The sequence below is a fragment of the Stenotrophomonas sp. TWI587 genome, assembly GCF_039674145.1.
In the GTDB taxonomy this organism is placed as follows: Bacteria; Pseudomonadota; Gammaproteobacteria; order Xanthomonadales; family Xanthomonadaceae; genus Stenotrophomonas; species Stenotrophomonas maltophilia_AY.
Genome location: NZ_JBDJMW010000001.1, coordinates 588,161 through 612,896 on the forward strand (window position 1 = coordinate 588,161; position 24,736 = coordinate 612,896).

Below are 24,736 nucleotides of genomic sequence, written 5' to 3' on the forward strand. Positions count from 1 at the left end.
CCTTGCATCGAGCTGCGCATGATCCTTGCCCGTGGAGTGCCCATGCGTTCTCTTGTCTTTGCCGCATTGTTGCTGGCCGCGCCCGCCTGGGCCGCTGGGGGCTGGCAACCCGTGGACAGCATCCGCCAGGCGGCGCTGGGTACGTTGCCGGCCGGTAGCGAAGGTGACACCACCCTGGACTCGGCACTGCGCCTGCCGGCCTGTGGCCAACCGCTGGCCGCCCAGCCCACCGGGACCAGTACGGTGGAGGTCAGCTGCCCCGAGGCGGGCGGCTGGCGCCTGTTCGTACCGGTAAAGGTGCGGCGCAACCAGACCGTGCTCATTCTCAATAGAGGCGTGGCGGCTGGAGAAACCCTCTCGGCGGCCGATATCACTACCGGCCAGCGTGATGCGGCACGGATCGCCGGCGCAGCATTGGCCGATCCCGCCGCTGCGGTGGGCCGTGTGGCACGCAGGACACTGAGTGCGGGCAGCCTGCTCTCGGCCAACGATCTGGTTGCCCAGCGGCTGGTCCGGCGGGGCGACAGTGTCGCCCTGGTGTCCCGGCGCGGCGGGGTGGAGGTCCGGGTTGCCGGGCGTGCCATGGCCGATGCCGGCGAGAATGAGCGGGTCTCGGTCGAGAACCTCTCTTCCCGCAAGATCGTGCAGGGCACCGTCGCCGCCAGCGGTGACGTTTTAGTGGCGCGCTGACCACAATTGTGAATGCGGGCCACTTTTACCGTAGAACCTGCAATATTCCCCTAAAGATGGCGGCTGACGTGCCGTTATCCCTTGTGAACCGCAATCCCAGGACAAACCCATGAGCCAGAAAATCGACGGCAACCTGCAGGCCACCGCCCATCTGCGCAGTGTTGCGCTCGGCAACAAGCCCAGCGTCAGCACCGATGCCCCGGCACGCCCGGTGGAAGCGGCTGACAGCCTGCGCCTGACCGGCGAAGCGACCAGCCTGCAGGCCATGCAGCGCGAACTGTCCACGGCCCCGGCGATCGACGCTGACCGTGTCCAGGCCGTGCGCGAGTCGCTGCAGAACGGCACCTACAAGATCAATCCCGACGCGATCGCCTCGCGCATGCTTGAGCTGGACCAGCAGCTGCAGGGATGAAGCTGGCGATGAGCGAGCCGCTGCAGCGCCTCAGCGATGCCTTGGACGTCGAACGCCAGGCATTGGTCGAGCATGACGTGCAGGCCCTGATCCGCGCGACCGGCGCCAAGCTGGAGGCGTTGCGGGCCCTTGAGGCCGCCTTGCCACTCGGCCAGGCCGAGCGCGTGCAGGAGCTGGCCGAGCGCAACCGCGCCAACGGCGTGCTGCTCTCGCGTCGGCGCCGCGAGGTCAACTGGGCGCTGCGCCAGCTCGGCCGCAGCGAGGATTCCTCGGCGTACGACGCCAAGGGACAGTCGCACACGCTGCATACCCGGCGGCCGCTCGCGGTCGCCTGAGCAGCCCGATCCGGCGGCCCGAGGCTGCCGACGATGACGTCACCGCGTATATTGAGCGCCTGTTTCCAGCCGCCTCGATGTGACCGTGACCGTAACGTCCTCTCTTGTCACCGCCCCGTTGCCCCCGCATCCGGTCCTGCTTGCCCTGTTCGAGCGGATCAAGGAAGGGGTTCTGCTGTTTCGTGAGGACGGCAGCGTCGCGCTGGCCAACACCGCGGTCAGTGAGATTCTCGGCCAGGCCGAACGCGATGCCGAGCTGACGCCCGCGCAATGGCTGCGCCAGCTGCTGCCGCCCGATGCGCTGGAACAGGCGCGCCTCCACGGCCACTGGAATGGCAGCCTGCCGGTCGGCGAGCGCATGGTCATCGCTCACGTGTACCACCACGACGATGGCGGCCAGCGGCACTATCTGGCGCTGTTCCGTCGCATCGAAGGCCAGGAAGACTACGAGCGCGAGCTGCAGCAGCGGCACGCCGAGCTGCGGCAGGCCTACCTGCGCCTCAACGGCACCCAGGAGAAGCTGCTGCAGTCCGAGAAGATGGCCTCCATCGGCCAGCTGGCGGCCGGCGTGGCGCACGAGATCAACAACCCGATCGGTTATGTGCACTCCAACCTGGGCAGCCTGCAGGAATACCTGCGCAGCCTGTTCACCGTGATCGAAGCCTATGAGCGTGCGCTGCGCGCGCCCGACCCGAAGGCGCTGATCCCGGAGATCGACGATATCCGCCAACGCTTCGACATCGATTTCATCAGCCGCGATCTGCCGCAGCTGATGGCCGAGTCGCGCGAGGGCATCGAGCGGGTGACGCGTATCGTGCGCGACCTGAAGGACTTCTCGTATTCGGGCCGCGATGAGTCGTGGAAGCTGGTCGATCTGCACGCCGGTCTGGAATCGACGATCAACATCATCTGGAACGAGCTCAAGTACAAGGTGACCCTGCACCGCGAGTTCGGCCAGCTGCCGCTGGTGGAATGCCTGCCGTCGGAATTGAACCAGGTCTACATGAACCTGCTGCTCAACGCCGGCCATGCCATCGCCGATCGCGGCACGATCAACGTGCGTACCGGCGTGGACGGCGACACGGTCTGGGTGGAGTTCGAGGATACCGGCGGCGGCATCTCGCCGGAGCTGCGCCAGCGCATCTTCGATCCGTTCTTCACCACCAAGCCGGTCGGTAGCGGCACCGGCCTGGGCCTGTCGATCTCCTACAGCATCATCAACAAGCACCACGGCCGCATCGATCTGGACAGCACCCCGGGCGTGGGGTCGAAGTTCCGCGTGGTGCTGCCGATCAAGCAGCCGCGCTGATCAGTCGTCTGCCGGGGCGGCGGCCACCATCGGCGAGGTATTCGCCCGGCGCTGCTCTTCGTGGGTGCGGAACGCCTGGTGGATGTGCTTGCGCAGCTCGTCGTCGTTCCACGGCTTGGTCAGGAACCGGTAGATCGCGCCGCGGTTGATCGCGTCGGTCACCGTGTTGAGGTCCGTGTAGCCGGACAGCACCAGCCGGATCGTGTCCGGATAGAGCATCTTCACCCGGCCCAGGAACTCGGTGCCGCTCATGTCGCTCATGCGCTGATCGGACAGGATCACCTGCACGTCGTTGATGGCCAGCAGATCGAACGCATCACGCACGTTGCCGGCCGCCAGGATGCGGTAGCCATCGCGGCGGAACAGACGCACCAGCGAGCGCAGCACGTTCTCCTCGTCATCCAGCAACAGCAGGGTGCGGTCCGGACGGGTCTCGGCGAAGGCTTCCGGGCGCAGGTAGCGGCGGCGCAGGGTCATGCCGGCGGCATCGGCCGACATCGGCTCGCCGAACAGATAGCCCTGGAACACATCGCAGTCGTTGCGGCGCAGGAAGCCCAGCTGTGCCTGCGATTCCACCCCGTTGGCGATCACCGTCATGCCCAGCTGGTGGCCCATGGCGATGATCGCGCGCGCGATGGCGGCCTCGCGGTTGCCGGCCGGCGCGCTCTTGATGAAGCTGCGGTCGATCTTCAGCTTGTCCACCGGGTAGCGGACCAGCGCGCTGAGGCTGGAATCACCGGTGCCGAAGTTGTCCAGGCTCAGGCTGATGCCTTCGTTGCGCAGGTTGACCAGTGTTTCGTGGACGAAGTTGACGTTGTTGGTCAGCGCGCTTTCGTTGATCTCCAGCGTGAGCATGTGCGCCGGCACGCCAGCGGCCTGCATCAGCGACATCACCTCGGCGAAGAAGTTCGGGCGCAGCAGCTGCAGGGTGGAGACGTTGACCGCGATGGTGAAATCATCGAAGCCCTGATCGCGCCACAGTTTGGCCTGCTTGAGCGCGCCCTCCAGCACCCAGGTGCCGATCTGCACGATGATGCCCAAGCGCTCGGCCGTGCGCATGAAGCGCTCGGGCACCAGCATGCCCAGCGTGGGCGACTGCCAGCGCAGCAGCGCTTCCATGCCGACCACGTGGCCATCGCGGGCGCTCACCAGCGGCTGGTAACGCAGTTTGAGCTCGCCATTGGGGATGGCGTCGACAATCTGGCGCGCGATGATGCTCTCGCTGTGCGCGCTGGAGGGGGTGTCCACCGCATGGATGCGCACCGCGTTGCCGCCTTCGCGAGCGGCCTGGTACAGGGCGTCTTCGGCGTGATCCAGCAGACGCGAGACGCCGGTGGCGTGCTCAGGGCAGAGGCTCACGCCCAGCTTGCCGGTCATGAACAGCGTGTACGGCAGCACCGACAGCGGCAGCTCCAGCTGCTGGCGGATTTCCTCGGCCAGGTCTTCGGGCAGCGGCATGTCCGCGGTGCGCGGCACCGCCAGCAGGAATTCATCGCTGCCGTGGCGCCACAGCTTGCCGCGGCCACGCAGGTGGTGCTGCAGGCGCTGGGCGACCAGCACCAGGGCCTGATCACCCACCTCCGCGCTCATGTTCTCGTTGACCGAGGCGAAGTGGTCGATGTCCACGTGCATCAGCATCAGCGGCGTGCCGCCGGAGGCAGCCTCGGTCACCATGGCCTGCAGCTCGGGATTGCCCGCGCCCAGGCGGGGCGGTGCATCCTCGATGCTGACCAGGGGCAGGGAAGGGTTCCACATGGGTCAGTGTTCCAGAGCGTCGTGAGCCGTCGCGCCCGAGGCGCGGTACGGCAGGTAGAGGTCGATAAGGGTACCGGCACCGTGCGCCGATTCAATGCGCAATGTGCCACCCACGCTCTGCGCGCGCTCGCGCATCACGATCAGGCCCAGCCCGCGCGGGCCATCGGGGTCGAAACCTTCGCCATCATCGCGGACCTGCAGGTGCAGGCCTTGGTCGTCCACATCGCGCAGGTGCAGGTTCACCTGGCTGGCGCGCGCATGGCGCAGCACGTTGGTCAGGCTTTCCTGTGCAATACGGAAACAGGCCTGCTCGATATCGCCGGCCGGCCGCCGTGGCAGTGACTGGATATCCGGCAGCAGTTCGATCGCCGCCGAGCGGAACAGCACGCCGGCCTGCCAGCGCAGCGCCGCTTCCAGGCCCAGCGCATCAAGCTGCGGTGGGCGCAGCAGGGTGGAGATGTCGCGCAGCTTGCCCACGGTGGCGTCGGCCAGCTGGATGATCTGGGCCAGGTCCTCGTCACGGCGCGCAGCGTCCTGCTCGTCCTGCGCGGCATAGGCCGACAGCTTCATCGCGGTGATGGCCTGGCCGATGTCGTCGTGCAGGTCGCGCGAGATCGCCCGGCGCTCATCTTCCTGCAGCGAAAACAGGCGGCCGGCCATGGCCTGAAGTTCGCGGTTGCTGGTCTCCAGCGCCTCGCGGATACGCTCCGGTTCGCTGAGATCGCGCACGATCAGCAGCTTGCAGTTGCGCCCACCGTAGCGCACGTCACCCACCGCCAGGCCGGCCTGGAAGCGCTGGCCGTTGAACCGGCGCATGCCGATCACCTCGCCGGCCCCCACGCTCTGCAGCGGAATCTGGGCAAACAGCTGGCTGCGGACCCGCGCCAGATCCTCCGGCGCGACCAGGGCGGCCAGCGGCTCACCCAGCAGCGTGTGCTGGCCGTAGCCGAACTGCGCCGCTGCGCAGGCATTGGCGTACAGCACATGTTCTTCGGAAAGGATCACCACGCCGTCAGGCAGCACCCGCACCAGCTCGCGGAACTGCTCCTCACGTTCGCGCAGCAGGCGCCGCGACTGCTCGCGCTCGGTGACGTCCTGCAGGGTACCGAGCACGCGCGGTCGGCCAGCATCGTCCTGGCCGCTCTCGGCGCGCAGGTGCACCATCAGTGACCGCCCATCCATGGCCAGCAGCGGCAGCAGCACATCGATCTGCACCGGCTCGCCGGAGCTCATGTCCTGCAACAGCTGTTCGCTGAGCGCGGCGGTGGCCGGGTCGGCGGGCACCAGCAGCTCCTCGAAGCGATGCCAGCGTCGGGCCTCGGGCGGGCGCCGGCCGAGCAGGCGGTAAACCTGGTTGGCGTAGCGGCCCAGGCCGGTGGCCGGGTCGATCTCCCACGCGCCGATACGCGCCATCTCGTGGGCTTCCTCTACCCGCGCCAAGGCCTGGTCGCGACGCAGCAGGGCCTGGTCTTCGCGGGTGCGGTCGATCGCGATCAGCAGGCGTGCACGGCAACCGCCATAGCTGATCAGATTGCTACGCATCTCCATGCGCCGGGTGCTGCCATCGCTCAGGCACAGATCGGCGGTGATCACGCACAACTGCTCGGGGTTGTCGCGTATCTGCGCCAGCTTGGCTTCCAGCGCCGGGACATCGCCAGGTGGCCACAGGGCGTTGATCGACATCGCGGTGAACGCGTCGCGGCTGAAGCCGAAGAAGCTGGCCGCGGCCGGGTTGACGTCCAGGATGGCCAGCGAGTCCAGGTCATAGACCAGGATCGGCCCGGGATTGCCCTCGAACATCTGGCGATGCCGGGTCTCCGAGGACTCCAGCCGGGCATGGGTACTCAACACATGCTGGGCCAGCGGGCGCAGCAGCAGGTAGATCAGGGCGGCACTGGCGAGTACGAAGAAGGTGCCCTTGATGGTCTGCCATTGCGCCGCCGTCTGCATATCGCCGGCGACCACCTTGACGGCCGCATCGCTGCACAGGATCCAGACCAGCGCCAGCACCAGGTAGGCCACCACCACGCGCCACCGGTCGCGGCGCAGGTCACGGGCCAGCAAGGTCGCGGTGGCGGGGGCGAGGGGGCCTGGCAGGTCGGTGGGCATGGGGCAGGGCGGGGCCGATCAGGAAAGGCGAACGTCATCTTACCTGTCCGGGAAGCGCATGCAGGTAGCCGGGACGCTCAATAATCCGCAAAACCCGCCGCTAACGATTGCGTTCCCGGCTGTCGGGGGCGTTATCGGAGTTACAGGCGTGGACCAAGGGATTATCGCGAGTCTGCTGCAGCACCCGCTGGCTTCGGCGCTGGTCATCCTCGACCGTGCCGGGCGTCCGCTTGCGGCCAACCCGGCCGCGCGTGAACACGGCCTGCCGGCGACGATTGCCGCGTATGGCGAGATGTTGGAGGACCTGCGCCTGCTTGCCGCCGATGGCGGGCTGATTCCCTGCCAGCTGCCGGGCGGCCCGGCCGGTCGCTTCGACGGCTGGATGCGCGCCGTGCACGATCCGGACGGCCACCTGCTGGCCTTCACCGTGAGCGTGCCCGAGCCGGTCGCCAGCGTCGCCGGCAGCCGCTGGGAAGTCGCGCTGGATCACGCCGGGCATGGCCTGTGGGACTGGGACCTGCCGAGTGACAGCGTGCGCCGCTCGCGACGTTGGGATGGCCAGCCGATCGAGGAGTCCGATGCCCATGCTGACGGCGTCAGTGCGCTGCTGGAGCATGTCCACCCCGACGATCAGCCGGCGGTGCGCGCCGCCTTGGACGCCCACCTGCGAGGGGACAGCGCTGCCTACACCGCCCAGTTCCGCACCCGCCATCCCGATGGCGAGTGGCGCTGGGTGCTGGACCGCGGCCGCGTCGTCTCCCGGACCGCCGATGGCCAGCCGCTGCGGATGGTGGGTACCCATACCGACATCCAGGCCCAGAAACAGATGGAAGCCCAGCTGCACGAGCAGCAGGTCCACCTGCGCGAAGCCCAGCGCATCGCCAGCATGGGCAGCTGGTCGTGGGATCCGGCGGCACGCCAGTTCTGGTGGTCGCCGGAATTCCGTGCGCTGCTCCAGACTGGCGACGACCCCATGCATGGCCGTCGCCACTGGCTGCGTCAGCTGGAGCCGCAATCGCGCGGCCGGCTGCGGCGCGCCTGGCGGCGGATGTGGCGCGATGGCGCGGCGGCGACCTTGGATCTGGAACTGATCCGCAGCGCCGGCAATGCATTGCATCTGCGCGTGTGGATGCAGCCGCTGGTCGGGCCGGAAGGGCGCATCCAGCGCCTGCTGGGCCAGGTCCAGAACATCACCGAGCAGCACCAGACCGACGCATTGATCCGCTGGCGCACCGAACTGCTCAACCGCGTTTCGGCGCTGGGCCGCATCGGCGGCTGTGAGATCGAGGTGAGCACCCGCCACATGCAGTGGACCGAGGAGTGCTACCGCATCCACGGGCTGCGCAAGGAGCCGATCACGCTGGACCAGGCGCTGAGCCTATACACCCAGGACTCGCGCGACGCCTTCGAAGCGGCATTGCTGCGTATCGCCGACGGCGGTCTGCCCGAGCAGCTTGACCTGTGTTTCTACCGGCAGTCCGGCCTGCGCATCTGGGTGCAGGTGTTGATCGAGCTGGATCACCGCGACGGCCTGCCGACGCGGTTCGTGGTGCTGTTCCGTGACATCACCCGCGAGCGTGAGGCCAACGAGCGCATCGAGCTGCTGGCCCACTATGATCTGCTCACCGGCCTGCCCAACCGCATGCTGCTGCGCGAGCAGACCGCCGATGCGATCGAGGTGGCGCGTGATCGCGGCAGTCCGTTGGCGATGCTGTTTATCGACCTGGATGGCTTCAAGACCATCAACGATACCTTCGGCCACGCCACCGGTGATGCGCTGCTCAAGGCCGCTGCCTCGCGCCTGCATCAGAGCCTGCGCAACAACGACCTGTTCGGCCGCTTCAGTGGTGATGAATTCATTGTCGTGCTGCGTGACCTGGCCGCGCCGGAAGATGCTGGCCACGTGGCGCGCAAGTTGATCGCCTCGCTGGCCGAACCGCTTCAGCGTGGCGAAAGCACCCTGAAGGTAGGTGCCAGCGTCGGCATCGCGATGCTGGACGACAGTCGACAGGATTTCGAGTCGCTGCTGCGCGCCGCCGATGCGGCGATGTATGCCGCCAAGGAAGCCGGACGCAATACCTACCAGTACTACAGCCAGGACGCGCTGGCCAAGATCCAGCGCAAGCTGGAGATCGAGCACGCGCTGCTGGGCGCGATCGAGCGCGAAGAGTTCACCCTGGCCTACCAGCCGCTTCTGCACGCCGAGAATGACCAGCCGCCGGCCATCGAAGCGCTCCTGCGCTGGCATCGGCCCGGGATCGGCTACTGCAGCCCGGCCGAGTTCATCCCGATCGCCGAAAAGTGCGGCGAGATCGTGCGCATCGGCGACTGGGTGCTGGCAGAGGCCTGCCGCCAGGCGGCGGCGTGGGACGCGGCCGGGCTGGAGTTCGACCGCGTGGCCGTGAACGTCTCGGCCGTGCAGCTGCGTGACCGCGGCTTTGCCGAGCGGGTGATTGACATCTGCCATGCCCACGGTTGGCCGCCGCAGCGGCTGGAGCTGGAGCTGACCGAGTCCGCGCTGATCCGTGACACCGATGTGCTGCGGCATTGCTTCGATGTGCTGGAGCGCCACGGCGTCCCGCTCGCGGTGGACGACTTCGGCACCGGCTTCTCGAACCTGCATTACCTCAACCGGTTCCCGGTCGGGCGCCTGAAGATCGACCGCAGTTTCGTTCAAGGCATGCTGCACGACGCGGGCACCGCGGAAGTCACCCAGGCGATCGTGCACCTGGGCCACGCCCTGGGCATGAAGGTGGTGGCTGAGGGCGTGGAAACCGCGCAGGAAGAGGCCATGCTGCGCCGCCAGGGCTGCGACGAGATCCAGGGTTACCTGTACTCGCGTCCGCTGGCCCCGCGTGACCTGGCCTTGTGGTTGAAGCAGGGCACGCAGACGCCGCCGCGTGAGAGCTATGTTGAAGTAACCCAAAGCGTGTAGGCGCGCTGCGCTTTACCAGCAATGGCGCACAAGGGCCGCGTCTGCGCGCCCTTGGCATCGCGCGATCCAGTGGTCTCAGACGCGAGCGGCATCCAGCGTCGGGCAACCGTTGAAGGTGGCAAAGCGCTGCAGCTCCTTGATGAGCGGCGGACGCACCGCATCCTGGTCCACCCTTGGTTCCCAATGCGCGCTGATCACCTGGAACCTTCCCTCCGCCCGATGGGCCTTGCAGTCGATGCGTGCCACCAGAGAGTCTCCGAACAGCACCGGCAGGCAGAAATAGCCGAATCTGCGTTTCTCTGCGGCGGTGTAGCATTCGATCCGATAGTCGAAATCGAACAGCGCGCCGAGGCGATCACGGTGGATGATCAGGTTGTCGAACGGCGAGAGAATCGTGACCGCGGCGCGGGGGACTGGCGCGGATTCCAGCGCAGCACTGTTCACGTACACGTCCACACCGTTGAGGCCTTTCAGCTGCTGGATGCTGCCTGCAGTCTTCCGGTCATGGACCACCTCGCGCATGGCGGCGCGAAGCGCTGTGCCGGTCCTGAGGTGGAGCAGCTGCTTGGATGTGAATACGCCGTGCGCCCTGAGCGTGGTATCGAACAGGTGGACGGCAGACTCGTGCGGCGTGGGAATGCGCAGGTCCAGATCTCCCGGCAGGCAGCGTTCGGCGAGATCGTAACGCTTCTCGGCGCCATGTCGCTCGCAGACCATCAGGTCGCCACGCATGAACAGCGTTTCGACAGCGCGCCGTCCTGGGCCAGTGCTCCACCAGCTGCCGCTGCGTTTATCGCCCGTTTCAAGGTCCCGCAGCCGCAGTGCACCCTCTGACCGGATCCGCGTCAGGATCTCCTTCATCAGCTCTTTGTCGCCGTTGCAGAAGTAGCGACTTTCGCCCGTGCGTATCGAGAGCATTCGCGGCAGTGCGAAGCGGTAGTCGCGCATCGGCAGGTAGGCAGCGGCGTGGAACCAGTACTCGAAGATTCTCTTCTCACCGACGAGGTGGTTCAGATTCGCCGGTTCGTAATCCGGTACCCGGTTCCACAGCACGTGGTGATGTGCGCGCTCGATGACCGACAGCGTGTCGATCTGGACGTAGCCCAGATGCGAGATGGCGTGGAGGGCTCCATCGGCCGCTGGGTTGAACAGCGGGGCCGAACCCAGTCCCTGGGCATGCAATGCCACGTGTTTCAGGCGTTCCTTCATGCGCACTCACCTTGTGTGAAGATGAAGGATATCCGGGTTGGCCGGACCGCCGCCTCACCTTCAGCGCGCGGCAGCACCCAGATCATCACCACTCAAGCCAAGGTCCCACGCCAGGCCGGCGAGGGCGGGATCGATGGGCGTGGCAGCCGGATCGATCGGTTGACTGGCCAGTTTCGCCAGCTCCTGCTGGGCCAGCCGTTCCAGATGCGCGATCAGGGCGCGGCCCTGCAGGGGAGGGCGTTCCTTGCTGGCTGCCGGTAGGGCGCCGTCGGCGGTCTGCACCACCGGCTCCAGGTCGGTGGGTGCTGGGGATGCAACGGACAGCATGGACGCATTCAACATCGGTCGATCATCTGCAGCCAAGGCGGGTAATGCAAGCACAACGGCCCCGGGATGAACCGGGGCCGCAGCGTGTGCCGGGAGGGGCACGGTAGTGCGGGATCAGAACAGTTCGACCGCGCCGGCGGCCATGCTCTGCTGGGCGACGGCCTTGTGCGGCGGACGCTCCCATTCGCTGCGCATGTCGCGCAGGCGGTTGCCGGTGCGCTGCAGGGCAGTGACGATCTCTTCGTCGATCACGCCGCCATTGCGCTGCAGCAGTTCCTGCAGGGCCACCGCTTCGCGGTTGATGGCGGTCAGGCGGTCCAAGTGGGTATGCACGCCGCCCAGGGCCTGGGTGGCGATGTCTTCGAACTGCAGGGCGCGGACCGCTTCGGCCACGCTACTGTCGATCGCCCGGCCGCACTCGGAAATCTCGCGCATGCCGTCGCCGAGCGACGCATTGATCTGGGCCACGTTGTCCAGCATCGCTGCCGCTTCCTGGCGCGCTTCGCGGGACCGGTCCATATCGCGGGAGGCCATGTGCGAAACCGTCTCGCGGACCTTGGCGATGGCGTCCTTGGAGCTGTGGGCCAGCTTGCGGATCTGCTCGTTGAAGGTGGTCGAGCGCTCGGACAGGTTGCGGACTTCGTCGGCGACCACCGCGAACCCGCGACCGGCTTCACCGGCACGCGCAGCTTCGATGGCGGCGTTCAAGGCCAGCAGGTTGGTCTGGTCGGCAATCGACTTGACGTCTTCCAGCAGCGCGAAGATGCCATCCAGGTGCTGCGCCATCTGATCGATGTGCTGCACGGTGTTGCTGCTCTGGCCGCTGACCTGTTCCAGCGCTTCCACCAGCTGTTCCATGCGGTGGCTGGCGTGCTGGGCGAAGCGGGCCACATCGACGCCGGCGCCACCGTCTTCACCGGCGCGATCGACGATGCGGGCCAGGGCCTGGCTCTGCTGGCGGGACTTGCGGTTCATGGCATCGAAGCTGCCACCCAGGCCGCTGACGGCGTGGCGGATCAGGTCACGGGCGCGTTCGACTTCGCCGCGGGAGCCTTCGATTTCGTTGCCGACGAACGAGCGCAGCTCGCTCAGCAACTGGTCCTGCTCACGCAGGATGCGGGCCTGCTCGGGCGACCGCTGGTTCTGGGCGCGAGCCGTCCACCAGGCGAAGCCCAGCCAGCTAAGCGTCATCGTGGTCAGGATCGCCCAGCGAAGGGCGGCTGGCCACTCGAAGCCGATGGCAACGGGGAGCAGAAGGGTCAGGACCAGGGGGGCGGCCAAGCGGATGAAGAGGCGTGAGTACATGGACGTTCTCGGGGAGGTGCACGGATGCTGTATCGGCCGTACCCCGGTTTGCTTTAGCCATCCGCGTAATTTTCATGCATCACGGCGGCGGGCTCGCGACCCTGCACACGCCCCGGTGCCGGCCCCCGCAAGGACCCGGCGACCGGGTGTTACCGCGGTTTGCCTCAGCGCAGCTGGCGGGCGACCGCTTCCAGCATCGCCTTGCGCGAGAACAGGAAGTCCCAGTACTGGCCGCCGGTCTGGCGCCACAAAACGGCCGAACGGACCGCCGCCAGCAGCAGCGCGCGGATCTCGGCGACCACCCCGGCCTGGCCGAGGTAATGCGGGTTGCCCTGGACCATCACGCGGGGTTTGAGATTGCTGATGGTGTCGGCGTACAGCCCCCCCAGCGCGGCCAGCACGTCCGGGTGGGCGCTGTCGCCCAGCTCGGTGGCCTGGGCCTGGGCGCGCTCGATACCGGTGCTGACCTTGGCCACGATCTCGTGCTCGCGCACGAAGCGGCGCTCCAGCTGCAGGACCGACAGCGCCAGCCGCGGCAGGTGCTCGTCCTGGCCCTGGCTGCTCAGGTAGTTATGCAGCAGGCGCAGCCCGGGGGCGACATTGCTGGCGCTGCCGTAGATCTCCTGCGGAGTGGCAGCGTCAATGCGGAACACGCTGTCCACCGCGGTACGGACCACGGCGGCTTCGGAGTGGCCGGTTTCGGCGATGCGGCGCACCTGCTGCAGGGCCTGGGCGATCCCGGCCAGAGCAAGAACACGGTCGTCGACGGAAAAACTCATGCAGCAGATACCTCGAAAGGAGAAGGGGTGGCGCGCAGGCGCTGTTCCAGGGGGGCATCGGTGGCGGCGATGACAGCGCCACCCAGGCAGACCTCATCGTCATACAACACCAGCGATTGACCCGGGGTGACGGCACGCTGCGGCCGGGCGAAGCGCACCGCCAGGGTGCCATCGTCGTGCACGGTGACGGTGCACGGCTCGTCGGGCTGGCGGTAACGGGTCTGGGCGGCGCAGTCGAACTGGCGCGCAGGCGGCGCACCGGCGATCCAGTGGGCGGGCTCGGAATGCAGCCGGGTCGACTGCAGCCACGGACTCTCGCGATCCTGGTCGACGTACAGCACGTTGCTGGCGACATCCTTGCCGACCACGTACCACGGCGCCGCCGGCCGGCCACGCACGCCGCCGATGTTCAAGCCCTCGCGCTGGCCCAATGTGAAGTAGAACACGCCGGGATGTTCGGCGATCAGGGCGCCATCCGGATCGCGGATCTCGCCGCTTTTGGCCGGCAGGTAACGGCCGAGGAACTCGCGGAAGTCGCGTTCGCCGATGAAGCAGATCCCGGTGGAATCCTTCTTGGCATGGGTCGGCAGGCGCGCATCCCGGGCGATCCGGCGCAGATCGTTCTTCTGCAAATCGCCGATCGGGAACAGGGTGGCGGCCAGCTGCTCCTGGCCCAGCTGGTGCAGGAAGTAGCTCTGATCCTTGCTGCGGTCGGCGCCGCGCAGCAGGGCCCAGCGCCCGCCGACCTGTGCGATGCGGGCGTAATGCCCGGTCGCGATGCGCTCGGCGCCGAGCTCGCGCGCGGCGTCGAGGAAATGCTTGAACTTCACTTCACGGTTGCACAGCACGTCCGGGTTGGGCGTGCGCCCGGCGGCGTACTCGGCCAGGAAGTGTTCGAACACGCCCTGCCAGTACTCGCTGGAGAAATCGCGGAAGTGGAACGGGATGCCCAGCAGGCCGCAGACCGCCACGGCGTCGCGGCGGTCATCCTCGGCACGGCAGTCGCCGCTGCCGTCATCGGCCCAGTTCTGCATGAACAGGCCGGCGACCGGCTCGCCCTGCTGGACCAGCCGCCAGGCCGCCACCGAGGAGTCCACCCCCCCGGAAACGCCTACCATCACGCGCGGCGTGCTCATCGGGCCTCCCGCACGATCGACAGCGGGTGGCGCTGGCCGGCCAGATAGTCGGCCACCACCTCCCACACCAGCGGGCTGCGCAGGCGGGTGGAATCGGCCTTCAGTTCGGCGGGCGTCAGCCACAGGGCGCGCAGGATCCCGTCGTCCAGTAGACGAGCGGGATCGTGCGACAGCGGCTCGGCCGCGTAGGCAAAGCGCAGGAACGGCGTGCCATCCGGGGCGGTCCACTGGTAGGTGCCGATGAAGGCGCTCAGGCGCACCGTCCAGCCGGTTTCTTCCAGGGTTTCGCGGCATGCGGCCTCGGCCAGGGTTTCGTCCGGCTCCAGATGCCCGGCCGGCTGGTTCAGCACCTGGCGGCCGTCGATCGCTTCCTCGACCAGCAACAGGCCCCCATCGCGGACCACAACCGTGGCCACGGTGACATGGGGCGCCCAGCGCGGTTCCTGCACGTCATTCACCTCAGTATTCGTCCTGCTCGGTCAGCTCCAGCTCCATCGCATCGGCGGTGCGGATGGCCGCATCGATGGCGTCGCTGAGTGCCTCGGGGGTGGCATTGGCGTCAACCTTGACCACGAACATCGCCAGCTGATCCTGCTTCACCCAGGCGCCCATCTTGGCATCCTGGGAGTCCTCGAGCAGGCGGTTGGCCACGGCGGCCGGGAACTGCTTGCCCGGCGAGTTGTAGGCCGGCGACCAGATCTCGCGGATCTTGTGCTTGCCGAATTCCTCGACGGTGGAACGCACGAACGCCAGCTGGCTGCGGCCGTCATCCATGTCGAAGACCATCTTGTAGTCGCCGTCCTCGTCCACCTCGTAGGTGTACTCCAGCTTGTCCAGAGCGCGCCCGACAGCCTTGTCTGCTTCGGCCGCATGGGCGCCGGTGGCAGTGATGGCCAGCAGCAGTGCGGCAGCAATCCTTTTCATGAAATCCCTGTGAAAGTCTGGTTGGAGAGTGCAGATTGTGAAGGGCGGCGGGGGGCAACGTCCAATCCGGCGGGGCAGGGCCCTATAATGTGGGGATGCCCCGCGAGACTTCCCACGAAACTCATCACGACCATGGCGTGCTGCTTGAGCCTGCACGCCCTGAGGTCGCGCCACCGCCGATGTACCAGGTGATGCTGTTGAACGACGACTACACCCCGATGGATTTCGTGGTGACCGTTCTGCAGCACTTCTTCTCGATGGATCTGGACAAAGCCACCCAGGTGATGCTCCACGTGCATACCCGCGGCCGCGGCGTGTGCGGGGTGTTCACCCGCGAAGTCGCCGAATCCAAGGTGGCCCAGGTCAACGAATTCTCGCGCATGAACCAGCATCCGCTGCTGTGCACGATGGAAAAGACCAGCGGCTGACCGTTGGCGCGGGCCCGCACTGCGTGTGCCCGCGATCCGCACTGTTCCATGGATAACGACACCCTCGGACGACCGTGACATTGCCATCACGGCCGAACTGCCATTTCGTGGCCGGAAGATCGTGCATGATGGAGCCTGGTCGAATGGACGAAGCGATCAGGCAAGTGCTAACGCCGTCTGAACGCACTGATCCGCTAGGGTGATGGAAATCGTGAAGGTTGGCCGCATATTGTTCCTAACTGCCGCCGGAGTTAATCATGTTCAGTAAAGACCTCGAACACACCATCGGACAGTGCTACAAGCGCGCCCGTGAGGCCCGGCATGAATTCATGACGGTGGAACACCTGCTGCTGGCACTGCTCGACAACCCGTCCGCCCAGGCCGTCCTGAAGGCCTGTGGTGCCGATGCCGACCGCCTGCGCCAGGAACTGGAACAGGCCATCGAGGCGTCCGTCTCGCGCCTGGCCGAAGATGATGGGCGCGATACCCAGCCGACGCTGGGCTTCCAGCGCGTGCTGCAGCGCGCGGTGTACCACGTGCAGTCCTCGGGCAAGAAGGAGGTCACCGGCGCCAACGTACTGGTGGCGATCTTCGGCGAGAAGGACTCGCATGCCGTGTACTACCTCAACCAGCAGGACGTCACCCGGCTGGACATCGTCAATTACCTCTCCCACGGCATCGCCAAGCTGGGCGAGGAGGGCGAAGTGCCGCCTGCCGCCGACGGCGAAGGGCGTGCGGAGGGGGCCGAGGGCGAAGGCAAGGGCGATGCCCTGGCCGAGTTCGCCAGCAACCTCAACGAGCAGGCCCGCAACGGCAAGATCGACCCGCTGGTCGGCCGTGCCGATGAGATCGAGCGCACCATCCAGGTCCTCTGCCGCCGCCGCAAGAACAACCCGCTTTATGTGGGTGAGGCCGGCGTGGGCAAGACCGCGATCGCCGAAGGCCTGGCCAAGCGCATCGTGGAAGGCTCGGTGCCGGACGTGCTCGCCGATGCGGTCATCTATTCGCTGGACCTGGGCGCCCTGGTGGCCGGGACCAAGTACCGCGGCGATTTCGAAAAGCGCCTGAAGGGCGTGCTGACCGCGATGAAGAAGCTGCCGAACGCGGTGCTGTTCATCGATGAGATTCATACGATCATCGGGGCCGGCTCGGCCTCGGGCGGCACCATGGATGCCTCCAACCTGATCAAGCCGGCCCTGGCCTCGGGCGAGCTGCGCTGCATCGGCTCGACCACCTTCCAGGAATACCGCGGCATCTTCGAGAAGGACCGGGCGCTGGCCCGCCGCTTCCAGAAGATCGACATCGTCGAGCCGACCGTGGGCGAAACCTACGAAATCCTGCAGGGCCTCAAGCCGAAGTACGAAGCCCACCACGGCGTGACCTACGCCGATGATGCGCTGCAGGCAGCCGTGGATCTGTCCGTCAAGCACATCAACGACCGTCTGCTGCCGGACAAGGCGATCGATGTGATCGACGAGGCCGGTGCCCGCCAGCGCCTGCTGCCGGACGGCGAGCGCAAGGAACTGATCGACATCGAGGAGATCGAGACCATCGTCGCCAAGATGGCGCGGATCCCGGCCAAGCAGGTCAGCGCGACCGACAAGGACGTGCTCCAGCATCTGGAGCGCAACCTGAAGATGGTGATCTTCGGCCAGGACCCGGCCATCGAGACGCTGTCCTCGGCGATCAAGCTGGCCCGCTCAGGCCTGGCCAATCCGGAAAAGCCCATCGGCAACTTCCTGTTCTCGGGCCCGACCGGCGTGGGCAAGACTGAGGTGACCAAGCAGCTCGCGCTGCAGCTGGGCATCGAACTGGTCCGCTTCGACATGAGCGAGTACATGGAGTCGCATTCGATCAGCCGTCTCATCGGCGCCCCTCCGGGCTATGTCGGGTTCGACCAGGGCGGCCTGCTGACCGAGAAGATCGTCAAGACCCCGCACTGCGTGCTGCTGCTGGACGAGGTGGAGAAAGCCCACCCGGACATCTTCAACATCCTGCTGCAGGTCATGGATCGCGGTGTGCTGACCGACACCAATGGCCGTGAAGCGAACTTCAAGAACGTGGTGCTGGTGATGACCACCAACGCCGGTGCGGCCCAGGCCTCGCGGCGCTCGATTGGTTTCACCCGCCAGGACCATGCCACCGACGCGATGGAAGTCATCCGCAAGAGCTTTACGCCGGAGTTCCGCAACCGTCTGGATGCGATCGTGCAGTTCCAGGCGCTGGGCTTCGAGCACATCCTGCGCGTAGTGGACAAGTTCCTGATCGAGCTGGAAATGCTGTTGCAGGAAAAGCACGTCAGCCTGTCGGCCACCCCGACCGCGCGCGACTGGCTGGCCCACCATGGCTTCGACCCGCTGATGGGTGCGCGCCCGATGGCCCGCGTGATCCAGGACAAGATCAAGCGTCCGCTGGCCGACGAGCTGCTGTTCGGCAAGCTGGTCAACGGCGGCAAGGTCAGCATCGACGTCCGCGACGACCAGTTGTTCGTGGAGACCGAAGCCGAGCCGGAGCGTCTGTTGCCGGCCACGGTGTAACGCGGGCCTCGTCTCGTTGCCTGCAATCGAAAAGCCCCCGCGAGGGGGCTTTTTTGTGCGTGGGCCCAAGGTGCCTGCTCAGCGGCGCATGCGCGCCTTGCGGGCGAACTCTTCGGCGCTAAGGGGCTCCACCGCAGCGACGGCGCAGCTCTGGGAACTGGTCTGGAGCTTGGTTACCCCGGCGCCGCACAACTGACCGTCCTGGCCGGGCGTGGCGAACGTCAGTTTCGGAGACATCGCCGCGCTGGTGCACGAACGCTCAAAGCGTACGAGGTAGTGCTGGTCACCATTGCGCAGCAGCACATCGCGATCGGCGCGGTTGCGCACAACCTGCTGGTCGGCGGACAGCGTGATGCAGTCCGTGGGTGTGGCGGGCTCGGCGGCCTGGGCCGACGAAGCGGTGACAACGCAGGAGGCGAGCAGGAGCAGGGAAGGCAGGCACTTCATGGCGGGGGCCATCGGGCAGGATCCGGATTGGATCGAGAGCCAGGGTGGACGGTTGCCGGCAAGGGCGAATCTGCATCAAGGCATCCTGACCGACGTCAGGGTGCACTGGGTCAGGGTGCCGCATGGCAGGGTAGGGTCGCCGGCTGAATGGCGCCCACGCGAAAAGGCCAGCACCTGGCTGGCCTTCTGGCGGGAACAACCCCCGGACCGCTTATTTCATGCGGTAGGTGATGCGACCCTTGGTCAGGTCGTACGGGGTCATTTCGACCTTGACGCGGTCGCCCGTCAGGATGCGGATGTAGTTCTTGCGCATGCGGCCGGAGATATGGGCGATGATTTCATGCCCATTTTCCAGTCGTACGCGGAAAGTGGTGTTCGGCAGCGTCTCGCTGACGGTGCCTTCGAACTCGATGGAGTCGTCTTTCGACATGTAGTCCTGTGCAGTTCTGTAACCGGCCGAGCTGGCCTGAAGAGCGGGCATTTTACGCGCGTCGGGCGTTTGATGCAAAGTTTTGGTTAAGGCGGTCCCGGATCGGCGAGTTTGGCGGCGGCCAGGATGCCAAACACATCCACCCAATCGCCTGCGGGGGCTGCCTGTTGGACCTGTTCACGGGCCAGTGCGAGAAAGCGCTGCCGCGGCCAGTGCTCTGCCCCCATGCGCAGCAGGTGGTCGTTTTCCACCTGCGCATCGATCAACGGCCAGCCCCAACCGGCCAGCCGATGGGCCAATCCGGCCAGGGCGACCTTGGAGCCACCGGACGCCGCGCTGAACATGCTTTCCCCGAAAAACATCCGCCCGATCGCCACGCCGTAGATGCCCCCAGCCAGCTGGTCGCCATCGAACACCTCCACCGAGTGCGCGAACCCCAGTCGGTGCAGTTCGACATAAGCGTCGCGCATGTCGCGCGTGATCCAGGTGCCGTCCTGGCCGGGGCGCGGGCTGGCCGCGCAGGCATCGATCACCCGCTCGAAACGGGTGTCGGCCCGCAGTGTCCAGGTGCTGCGCCGGAGCGAGCGGCGAAAGCGGCTGGACAGGTGCACGCCGTCGGTGCGGAACACCATGCGCGGGTCCGGCGACCACCACAGCAGTGGCTGGCCGTCGGAGAACCACGGAAAGATGCCGCCGGCATAGGCGTTGAGCAGCCGCACCGGCGAGAGGTCGCCACCGAGTGCCAGCAGGCCGTCTGGATCGCGCAGCGCGGTCTCGGCGGGCGGGAACGGGGCGTCGGGTGCATCGTCCAGGCGCCAGGGCAAGCGGCGCGTCATGCCGGGGCGCTCTTGAACGGGCTGTGCGCCGCCAGCACCCGCGCATAGTGGGCCACCTCGGCGCGTTCCTGCGCGCACCACGCCACCAGTGCTTCGGCAAAGGCCGGCTCGGCGATCCAGTGCCGGCTGCGCACACGGTGCGGCAGGAAGCCGCGCGCCAGCTTGTGCTCGCCCTGGGCGCCGGGTTCGAAGCGGGCCAGTCCTTCGCGTAGGCAGTACTCGATGCCCTGGTAATAGCAGGTCTCGAAATGCAGGCCGGGCAGGGTGGCGCCGCCCCAGTAGCGGCCGTACAGCGTGTCCGCACCGCGCAGGCACAGCGCGCCGGCGACCGGCTCGCCATCGAGCAGGGCCAGGAAGATCACCAACGCGCGCGGCATCGTGCGGGCGAGATGCTGCAGGAACGGCAGCGTCAACGCGGGCGAGTTGCCGTACTCGGCGAAGGTCTGCAGGTAGAAGCCGTGCATGGCACGCAGGTCGGCATCGGTGGCGTCATCGCCATGCACGATGCGATACGTGACGCCGCTGCGTGCGAGTTTGGCGCGCTCCTGGCGGATGTTCTTGCGGTGTTTGTGGTCCATCGCGCCGAGGAAGTCGTCGAAGGTCTTCCAGCTTCCGGGGTTGTGCCACTGGAACTGGATGTCCTCGCGCAGCAACCAGTCCGGGCTGAAGGCGGGGTCTTCGTCGGCGGGGTGGAAGTTGATGTGGGCCGAGGACCACCCCAGGCGTGCCACTTCGCCCGCCAGCGTTGCCAGCAGCGCTGCACGATCCTCCGTTGTGCCGGCAAGTAGACGCGGGCCGGTCACGGGCGAGTACGGCACCGCGCCCAGCCACTTGGGGAAGTAGTCCAGCCCGTGCTGGGCGTACGCATGGGCCCAGGCGTGATCGAACACGAACTCGCCGTGCGAGTTGTCCTTGAGATAGCCCGGGATCGCCGCGACCAGGGTGTCCCCGTCCCACAGGGTGAAGTGGCGTGGCCGCCAGCCCCACTCCGGGCGCAGGCAGCCATGTTCTTCAAGGCCGGCCAGGAAGGCGTGCGACAGGAAGGGGTTGCGACCGTCGTGCAGGGCGTCCCAGGCAGCGGCGGGGACATCGGACAGGCGATGCAGGAAACGTGGATCGGGCATGCGCAGAGGATAGAGCAGGTGGGGCGAGCGCAGTGCGCGCGGAACGTACCGGTCAGTAAAAAGGCCGGTGAATGATTCACCGGCCTTCGTTGTGCTGCGCGATACGGGCGGCAGATCAGCTCGCCTGACCCTTCGCATCCAGGTAGCGCTCGGCATCCAGTGCGGCCATGCAGCCGAAGCCGGCCGAGGTGATCGCCTGGCGGTAATGCTGGTCGGCCACGTCGCCGGCGGCGAACACGCCTTCCACCGAGGTCTGGGTGGCGTTGCCGCCCAGGCCCGAGCGGATGTCCAGGTAGCCGTTGTTCATGGTCAGCTGGCCATCGAACAGGCTGGTGTTGGGGTGGTGGCCGATCGCCACGAAGAAGCCGTGGGCCTCGATGTCACGGGTGCTGCCGTCCAGCGTGGACTTGACGCGCACGCCGGTCACGCCGGCCTCGTTGCCCAGCACTTCGTCCACCTGGTGGTGCCACACGGTCTCGATCTTGCCGGCGGCGACCTTGGCAAACAGCTTGTCCTGCATGATCTTTTCCGCCTTCAGGGTGTCGCGGCGGTGGACCAGGTAGACCTTGCGGGCGATGTTGGACAGGTACAGGGCCTCTTCCACGGCGGTGTTGCCGCCGCCGACCACGACCACGTCCTGATCACGGTAGAAGAAGCCATCGCAGGTGGCGCAGGCCGACACGCCGCGGCCCTTGAAGGCCTCTTCGCTGGGAATGCCCAGGTACTTGGCGGTGGCGCCGGTGGCGATGATCAGGGCATCGCAGGTGTACTCGGCGCTGTCGCCAATCAGCTTGAACGGGCGCTGGGAGACATCGGCGGTGTGGATGTGGTCGAAGATGACCTCGGTCTCAAAGCGCTCGGCATGCGCCTGCATGCGGCTCATCAGGTCCGGGCCCATCAGGCCGTGTGCATCCCCGGGCCAGTTGTCCACCTCGGTGGTGGTCATCAGCTGGCCGCCCTGCTGCAGGCCGGTGATCACGACGGGCTTGAGGTTGGCGCGCGCAGCGTAGACGGCGGCGGTCCAGCCGGCCGGGCCGGAACCAAGGATCAACAGGCGGGAGTGCTTGGAGTTGCTCATGTAAGCTCGCAATAGAAGGTAGGGCGGGACGCGGGCAGGGTGATTGCGCGGCGTCCGAGCGAAGTCATAGAGTGGCGGCAGGGGCGGGGCGATTCAAGGCGCGCAGTGGAACGCGGCGGCCCGCCGAGTGCGACTGTCATCCCTGTGCCGGTGTTTTGACGCTGACCGCGCCGGGCAGCCGTCCGCACCTACCAGCGTAGGTCTCAGTCGTTTATTATCAAGCACTAACAGTGCATTCCCAAGGTGTGGTCTAAGGTGGCGAAACAGGTCCCGGAACGAGCCAAGGCGTCCGACAGCAAGGCAGCGCCGCGCAAACCGGCCGGCGAGGACAATCCGCGCCGGCAGCGCCTGTGGCGCGATCTGGGGTTGATCGCAGTCGCCCCGGCCTTGCTGTATCTGGTGGCCAGTCTGTTCACCTACTCGGCCACCGACCCCGGCTGGTCGCATACCGGCAGCGTGGTCGCACCGGTCCACAACATGGGCGGTCGCGCCGGTGCCTGGATCGCCGATGTCCTGCTGCAGCTGTTCGGCTACATGGCCTTCGTGCTGCCGATCGTGCTGGGCGCACTGGCCTGGATCGCGATGTTCGGCCTGAAGCGGGAGGCCAAGGGTGAGCATGACCTGGATCCGGCGCTGCGCCTGGTCGGCCTGGTCGGTTTCCTGATCGCCGGCACCGGCTTCCTGCATCTGCGCCTGTTCGTGGCCGATGTGGCCCACGCCGGTGGCATCCTCGGCAAGCTGGTGGGCAGCTCGCTCAGCGTCGGTTTCGGCGCATTGGGCGCCAACCTGTTCGTGCTGGTACTGCTGCTGGCGTCGATCACCCTGGCCACGGGCATCTCCTGGTTCGTGGTAATGGAGAAGATCGGCAACTGGGTGCTGGCGCTGCCGCCGCTGTTCAACAAGAAGAAAGAGCAGGCCACCGAGTGGCAGCAGACCCGCGCCATGCGCGAGGAACGCCAGGAAGTGCGCAAGGTCGACGCCGAGGTCCGCGCCAAGCGCGAGCCGGTCAAGATCGAGCCACGCCCGGAGCCGGTGTTGGAGAAGAGCGATCGCGCCAAGCGCGAGACCCAGATTCCCATGTTCCGCGGGGTCAATGGCGATGGCTCGGATGTGCCGCCGCTGGCGCTGCTGGATGATCCCAAGCCGCAGCCCAAAGGCTACGACGAGGGCACGCTGGAGACGCTCTCGCGCCAGATCGAGTTCAAGCTCAAGGACTTCCGTATCGATGCGCAGGTGGTCGGTGCGTATCCCGGCCCGGTGATCACCCGCTTCGAGATCGAGCCGGCCCCCGGCATCAAGGTCAGCCAGATCAGTTCGCTGGACAAGGACATCGCGCGCGGCCTGTCGGTGAAGTCGGTGCGCGTGGTCGATGTGATCCCGGGCAAGTCGGTGGTGGGTCTGGAAATCCCCAACGTCACCCGCGAGATGATCTATCTCTCCGAACTGCTTCGCTCCAAGGAATATGACAAGTCGGCCAGCGTGCTGACCCTGGCGCTGGGCAAGGACATCGCTGGCCGGCCGACAGTGGCCGACCTGGCGCGCATGCCCCACCTGCTGGTGGCGGGCACCACCGGCTCGGGCAAGTCCGTGGCGGTCAATGCGATGGTGCTGAGCCTGCTGTACAAGGCCTCGCCGAAAGACCTGCGCATGCTGATGATCGACCCGAAGATGCTCGAGCTGAGCGTCTACCAAGGCATCCCGCATCTGCTGGCGCCGGTGGTCACCGACATGAAGGAGGCCGCCAACGGCCTGCGCTGGTGCGTGGCCGAGATGGAGCGCCGCTACAAATTGATGAGCGCGGTGGGCGTGCGCAACCTGGCCGGCTTCAACAAGAAGGTCAAGGATGCCCAGGACGCCGGGCAGCCGATGATGGACCCGCTGTTCAAGCCCAACCCGGAACTCGGCGAGGCCCCGCGCCCGCTGGAGACCCTGCCGTTCATCGTCATCTTCATCGACGAATTCGCCGACATGATGATGATCGTCGGCAAGAAGGTGGAAGAGTTGATCGCCCGCCTGGCGCAGAAGGCGCGTGCGGCCGGCATCCATCTGATCCTGGCCACCCAGCGCCCCTCGGTGGACGTGATCACCGGCCTGATCAAGGCCAACATCCCGACCCGCATCGGTTTCCAGGTCAGTTCGAAGATCGATTCGCGCACCATCCTCGATCAGTCCGGCGCGGAAACGCTGCTGGGCCACGGCGACATGCTGTATCTGCCGCCGGGTACGGCGTTGCCGGACCGCGTGCACGGCGCGTTCGTCTCCGATGAGGAAGTGCACCGCGTGGTCGAGCACCTCAAGGCCAGCGGCCCGACGGACTACATCACCGGCGTGCTGGACGAAGTGCAGATGATGGGCGATGGCGTCGTGGTCGGCCCCGGTGGCCTGCCCGAGGCGGGCGGCGGTGGCGGCGATGAGTCCGATCCGCTGTACGACGAAGCCCTGCGCATCGTCACCGAAACCCGCCGCGCGTCGATCTCCGGTGTGCAGCGTCGCCTGAAGATCGGCTACAACCGCGCCGCGCGGCTGATCGAAGCAATGGAGGCGGCTGGCGTGGTCAGCCCGCCCGAGCACAACGGCGACCGCAGCGTGCTGGCGCCGCCCCCGCCCAAGTAATACCGGGCGCTGCCCGCA

The 24,736-nt window shown here is 66.8% G+C and carries 22 protein-coding genes; 8 read left to right on the top strand and 14 right to left on the bottom strand.

Features of this window, described 5'->3' with window-relative positions:
- Window positions 1-42: 42 nt before the first annotated feature.
- From flgA to ABE464_RS02735, 4 genes are all read left to right on the top strand, one after another.
- Complete coding sequence (gene flgA, locus ABE464_RS02720; protein WP_346470613.1) at window positions 43-690, top strand: flagellar basal body P-ring formation chaperone FlgA; 648 nt, start codon at window positions 43-45, stop codon at window positions 688-690.
- A gap of 109 nt (window positions 691-799) precedes the next feature.
- Window positions 800-1,102, top strand: coding sequence for a flagellar biosynthesis anti-sigma factor FlgM (gene flgM / locus ABE464_RS02725; protein WP_346470614.1), 303 nt, complete (start codon window positions 800-802; stop codon window positions 1,100-1,102).
- Window positions 1,099-1,437, top strand: coding sequence for a flagellar protein FlgN (locus tag ABE464_RS02730; protein ID WP_123729227.1), 339 nt, complete (start codon window positions 1,099-1,101; stop codon window positions 1,435-1,437). Before flgM ends, ABE464_RS02730 begins: the two co-directional genes overlap by 4 nt.
- A gap of 85 nt (window positions 1,438-1,522) precedes the next feature.
- Window positions 1,523-2,746 carry an ATP-binding protein gene (locus ABE464_RS02735; RefSeq protein ID WP_346470615.1) on the top strand — a complete coding sequence of 408 codons (1,224 nt, stop codon included), beginning with the start codon at window positions 1,523-1,525 and terminating at the stop codon, window positions 2,744-2,746.
- On the opposite strand, the gene ABE464_RS02740 is transcribed toward ABE464_RS02735, so the two are convergent.
- Window positions 2,747-4,501: an EAL domain-containing protein gene (locus ABE464_RS02740; protein WP_346470616.1), complete on the bottom strand. Its 1,755-nt coding sequence runs from the start codon at window positions 4,499-4,501 to the stop codon at window positions 2,747-2,749. It abuts the gene before it with no gap.
- Window positions 4,502-4,504: 3 nt separating this feature from the next.
- Window positions 4,505-6,610: a PAS domain S-box protein gene (locus tag ABE464_RS02745; protein WP_346470617.1), complete on the bottom strand. Its 2,106-nt coding sequence runs from the start codon at window positions 6,608-6,610 to the stop codon at window positions 4,505-4,507.
- A 148-nt stretch (window positions 6,611-6,758) separates the two neighbouring features.
- On the opposite strand from ABE464_RS02745, the gene ABE464_RS02750 reads away from it, so the two are divergent.
- A complete protein-coding gene (locus ABE464_RS02750) occupies window positions 6,759-9,545 on the top strand; it encodes an EAL domain-containing protein (protein WP_346470618.1) in 2,787 nt (928 codons plus the stop codon).
- A 75-nt stretch (window positions 9,546-9,620) separates the two neighbouring features.
- Here ABE464_RS02750 and ABE464_RS02755 read toward each other — a convergent pair whose 3' ends face one another.
- The 7 genes from ABE464_RS02755 to ABE464_RS02785 form a co-directional block, all read right to left on the bottom strand.
- Entirely contained in the window at window positions 9,621-10,754 is a 1,134-nt protein-coding gene (locus tag ABE464_RS02755; RefSeq protein ID WP_346470619.1) for a crosslink repair DNA glycosylase YcaQ family protein, read from the bottom strand.
- A 60-nt stretch (window positions 10,755-10,814) separates the two neighbouring features.
- Window positions 10,815-11,081, bottom strand: coding sequence for a hypothetical protein (locus ABE464_RS02760; RefSeq protein WP_346470620.1), 267 nt, complete (start codon window positions 11,079-11,081; stop codon window positions 10,815-10,817).
- A 114-nt stretch (window positions 11,082-11,195) separates the two neighbouring features.
- The gene (locus tag ABE464_RS02765; protein WP_259260893.1) at window positions 11,196-12,386 is read right to left on the bottom strand and encodes a methyl-accepting chemotaxis protein; all 1,191 of its coding nucleotides are present in this window, start codon (window positions 12,384-12,386) and stop codon (window positions 11,196-11,198) included.
- Between the two features lie 164 nt (window positions 12,387-12,550).
- A complete protein-coding gene (hflD, locus tag ABE464_RS02770; protein WP_346470621.1) occupies window positions 12,551-13,165 on the bottom strand; it encodes a high frequency lysogenization protein HflD in 615 nt (204 codons plus the stop codon).
- Entirely contained in the window at window positions 13,162-14,301 is a 1,140-nt protein-coding gene (gene mnmA / locus ABE464_RS02775) for a tRNA 2-thiouridine(34) synthase MnmA (protein WP_346470622.1), read from the bottom strand. The genes hflD and mnmA overlap by 4 nt, the downstream gene beginning before the upstream one ends.
- Window positions 14,298-14,759: an NUDIX hydrolase gene (locus ABE464_RS02780; RefSeq protein WP_346470623.1), complete on the bottom strand. Its 462-nt coding sequence runs from the start codon at window positions 14,757-14,759 to the stop codon at window positions 14,298-14,300. Before ABE464_RS02780 ends, mnmA begins: the two co-directional genes overlap by 4 nt.
- Window position 14,760: 1 nt before the next feature.
- Complete coding sequence (locus ABE464_RS02785; RefSeq protein ID WP_346470624.1) at window positions 14,761-15,225, bottom strand: hypothetical protein; 465 nt, start codon at window positions 15,223-15,225, stop codon at window positions 14,761-14,763.
- Between the two features lie 95 nt (window positions 15,226-15,320).
- On the opposite strand from ABE464_RS02785, the gene clpS reads away from it, so the two are divergent.
- Window positions 15,321-15,653 (top strand): ATP-dependent Clp protease adapter ClpS, encoded by a 333-nt coding sequence (gene clpS, locus ABE464_RS02790; RefSeq protein ID WP_123729237.1) that lies wholly within the window; start codon window positions 15,321-15,323, stop codon window positions 15,651-15,653.
- Between the two features lie 257 nt (window positions 15,654-15,910).
- Window positions 15,911-18,190 carry an ATP-dependent Clp protease ATP-binding subunit ClpA gene (gene clpA, locus ABE464_RS02795; protein ID WP_282259506.1) on the top strand — a complete coding sequence of 760 codons (2,280 nt, stop codon included), beginning with the start codon at window positions 15,911-15,913 and terminating at the stop codon, window positions 18,188-18,190.
- Between the two features lie 78 nt (window positions 18,191-18,268).
- On the opposite strand, the gene ABE464_RS02800 is transcribed toward clpA, so the two are convergent.
- The 5 genes from ABE464_RS02800 to trxB form a co-directional block, all read right to left on the bottom strand.
- Window positions 18,269-18,649, bottom strand: a complete 381-nt coding sequence (locus ABE464_RS02800; protein ID WP_346470625.1) for a hypothetical protein — start codon at window positions 18,647-18,649, stop codon at window positions 18,269-18,271.
- 199 nt (window positions 18,650-18,848) lie between these two features.
- Window positions 18,849-19,067, bottom strand: coding sequence for a translation initiation factor IF-1 (gene infA, locus ABE464_RS02805; RefSeq protein WP_005409596.1), 219 nt, complete (start codon window positions 19,065-19,067; stop codon window positions 18,849-18,851).
- Window positions 19,068-19,153: 86 nt separating this feature from the next.
- Window positions 19,154-19,903: a leucyl/phenylalanyl-tRNA--protein transferase gene (gene aat, locus ABE464_RS02810; RefSeq protein WP_346470626.1), complete on the bottom strand. Its 750-nt coding sequence runs from the start codon at window positions 19,901-19,903 to the stop codon at window positions 19,154-19,156.
- Window positions 19,900-21,027: a GNAT family N-acetyltransferase gene (locus ABE464_RS02815; protein ID WP_346470627.1), complete on the bottom strand. Its 1,128-nt coding sequence runs from the start codon at window positions 21,025-21,027 to the stop codon at window positions 19,900-19,902. Before ABE464_RS02815 ends, aat begins: the two co-directional genes overlap by 4 nt.
- Before the next feature lie 115 nt (window positions 21,028-21,142).
- Window positions 21,143-22,105, bottom strand: a complete 963-nt coding sequence (trxB, locus tag ABE464_RS02820; RefSeq protein WP_319209043.1) for a thioredoxin-disulfide reductase — start codon at window positions 22,103-22,105, stop codon at window positions 21,143-21,145.
- Window positions 22,106-22,360: 255 nt separating this feature from the next.
- Here trxB and ABE464_RS02825 point away from each other — a divergent pair, with 255 nt between their 5' ends.
- Window positions 22,361-24,718 (top strand): DNA translocase FtsK, encoded by a 2,358-nt coding sequence (locus ABE464_RS02825; protein ID WP_121036781.1) that lies wholly within the window; start codon window positions 22,361-22,363, stop codon window positions 24,716-24,718.
- The last annotated feature ends 18 nt before the right edge of the window (window positions 24,719-24,736 follow it).

Coding starts and splice junctions, on each gene's coding strand:
- flgA (WP_346470613.1), top strand. CDS start 43: ATGCGTTCTCTTGTCTTTGCCGCATTGTTGCTGGCCGCGCCCGCCTGG.
- flgM (WP_346470614.1), top strand. CDS start 800: ATGAGCCAGAAAATCGACGGCAACCTGCAGGCCACCGCCCATCTGCGC.
- ABE464_RS02730 (WP_123729227.1), top strand. CDS start 1,099: ATGAAGCTGGCGATGAGCGAGCCGCTGCAGCGCCTCAGCGATGCCTTG.
- ABE464_RS02740 (WP_346470616.1), bottom strand. CDS start 4,501: ATGTGGAACCCTTCCCTGCCCCTGGTCAGCATCGAGGATGCACCGCCC.
- ABE464_RS02745 (WP_346470617.1), bottom strand. CDS start 6,610: ATGCCCACCGACCTGCCAGGCCCCCTCGCCCCCGCCACCGCGACCTTG.
- ABE464_RS02755 (WP_346470619.1), bottom strand. CDS start 10,754: ATGAAGGAACGCCTGAAACACGTGGCATTGCATGCCCAGGGACTGGGT.
- ABE464_RS02760 (WP_346470620.1), bottom strand. CDS start 11,081: ATGCTGTCCGTTGCATCCCCAGCACCCACCGACCTGGAGCCGGTGGTG.
- ABE464_RS02765 (WP_259260893.1), bottom strand. CDS start 12,386: ATGTACTCACGCCTCTTCATCCGCTTGGCCGCCCCCCTGGTCCTGACC.
- hflD (WP_346470621.1), bottom strand. CDS start 13,165: ATGAGTTTTTCCGTCGACGACCGTGTTCTTGCTCTGGCCGGGATCGCC.
- mnmA (WP_346470622.1), bottom strand. CDS start 14,301: ATGAGCACGCCGCGCGTGATGGTAGGCGTTTCCGGGGGGGTGGACTCC.
- ABE464_RS02785 (WP_346470624.1), bottom strand. CDS start 15,225: ATGAAAAGGATTGCTGCCGCACTGCTGCTGGCCATCACTGCCACCGGC.
- clpS (WP_123729237.1), top strand. CDS start 15,321: ATGCCCCGCGAGACTTCCCACGAAACTCATCACGACCATGGCGTGCTG.
- clpA (WP_282259506.1), top strand. CDS start 15,911: ATGTTCAGTAAAGACCTCGAACACACCATCGGACAGTGCTACAAGCGC.
- ABE464_RS02800 (WP_346470625.1), bottom strand. CDS start 18,649: ATGGCCCCCGCCATGAAGTGCCTGCCTTCCCTGCTCCTGCTCGCCTCC.
- infA (WP_005409596.1), bottom strand. CDS start 19,067: ATGTCGAAAGACGACTCCATCGAGTTCGAAGGCACCGTCAGCGAGACG.
- aat (WP_346470626.1), bottom strand. CDS start 19,903: ATGACGCGCCGCTTGCCCTGGCGCCTGGACGATGCACCCGACGCCCCG.
- ABE464_RS02815 (WP_346470627.1), bottom strand. CDS start 21,027: ATGCCCGATCCACGTTTCCTGCATCGCCTGTCCGATGTCCCCGCCGCT.
- trxB (WP_319209043.1), bottom strand. CDS start 22,105: ATGAGCAACTCCAAGCACTCCCGCCTGTTGATCCTTGGTTCCGGCCCG.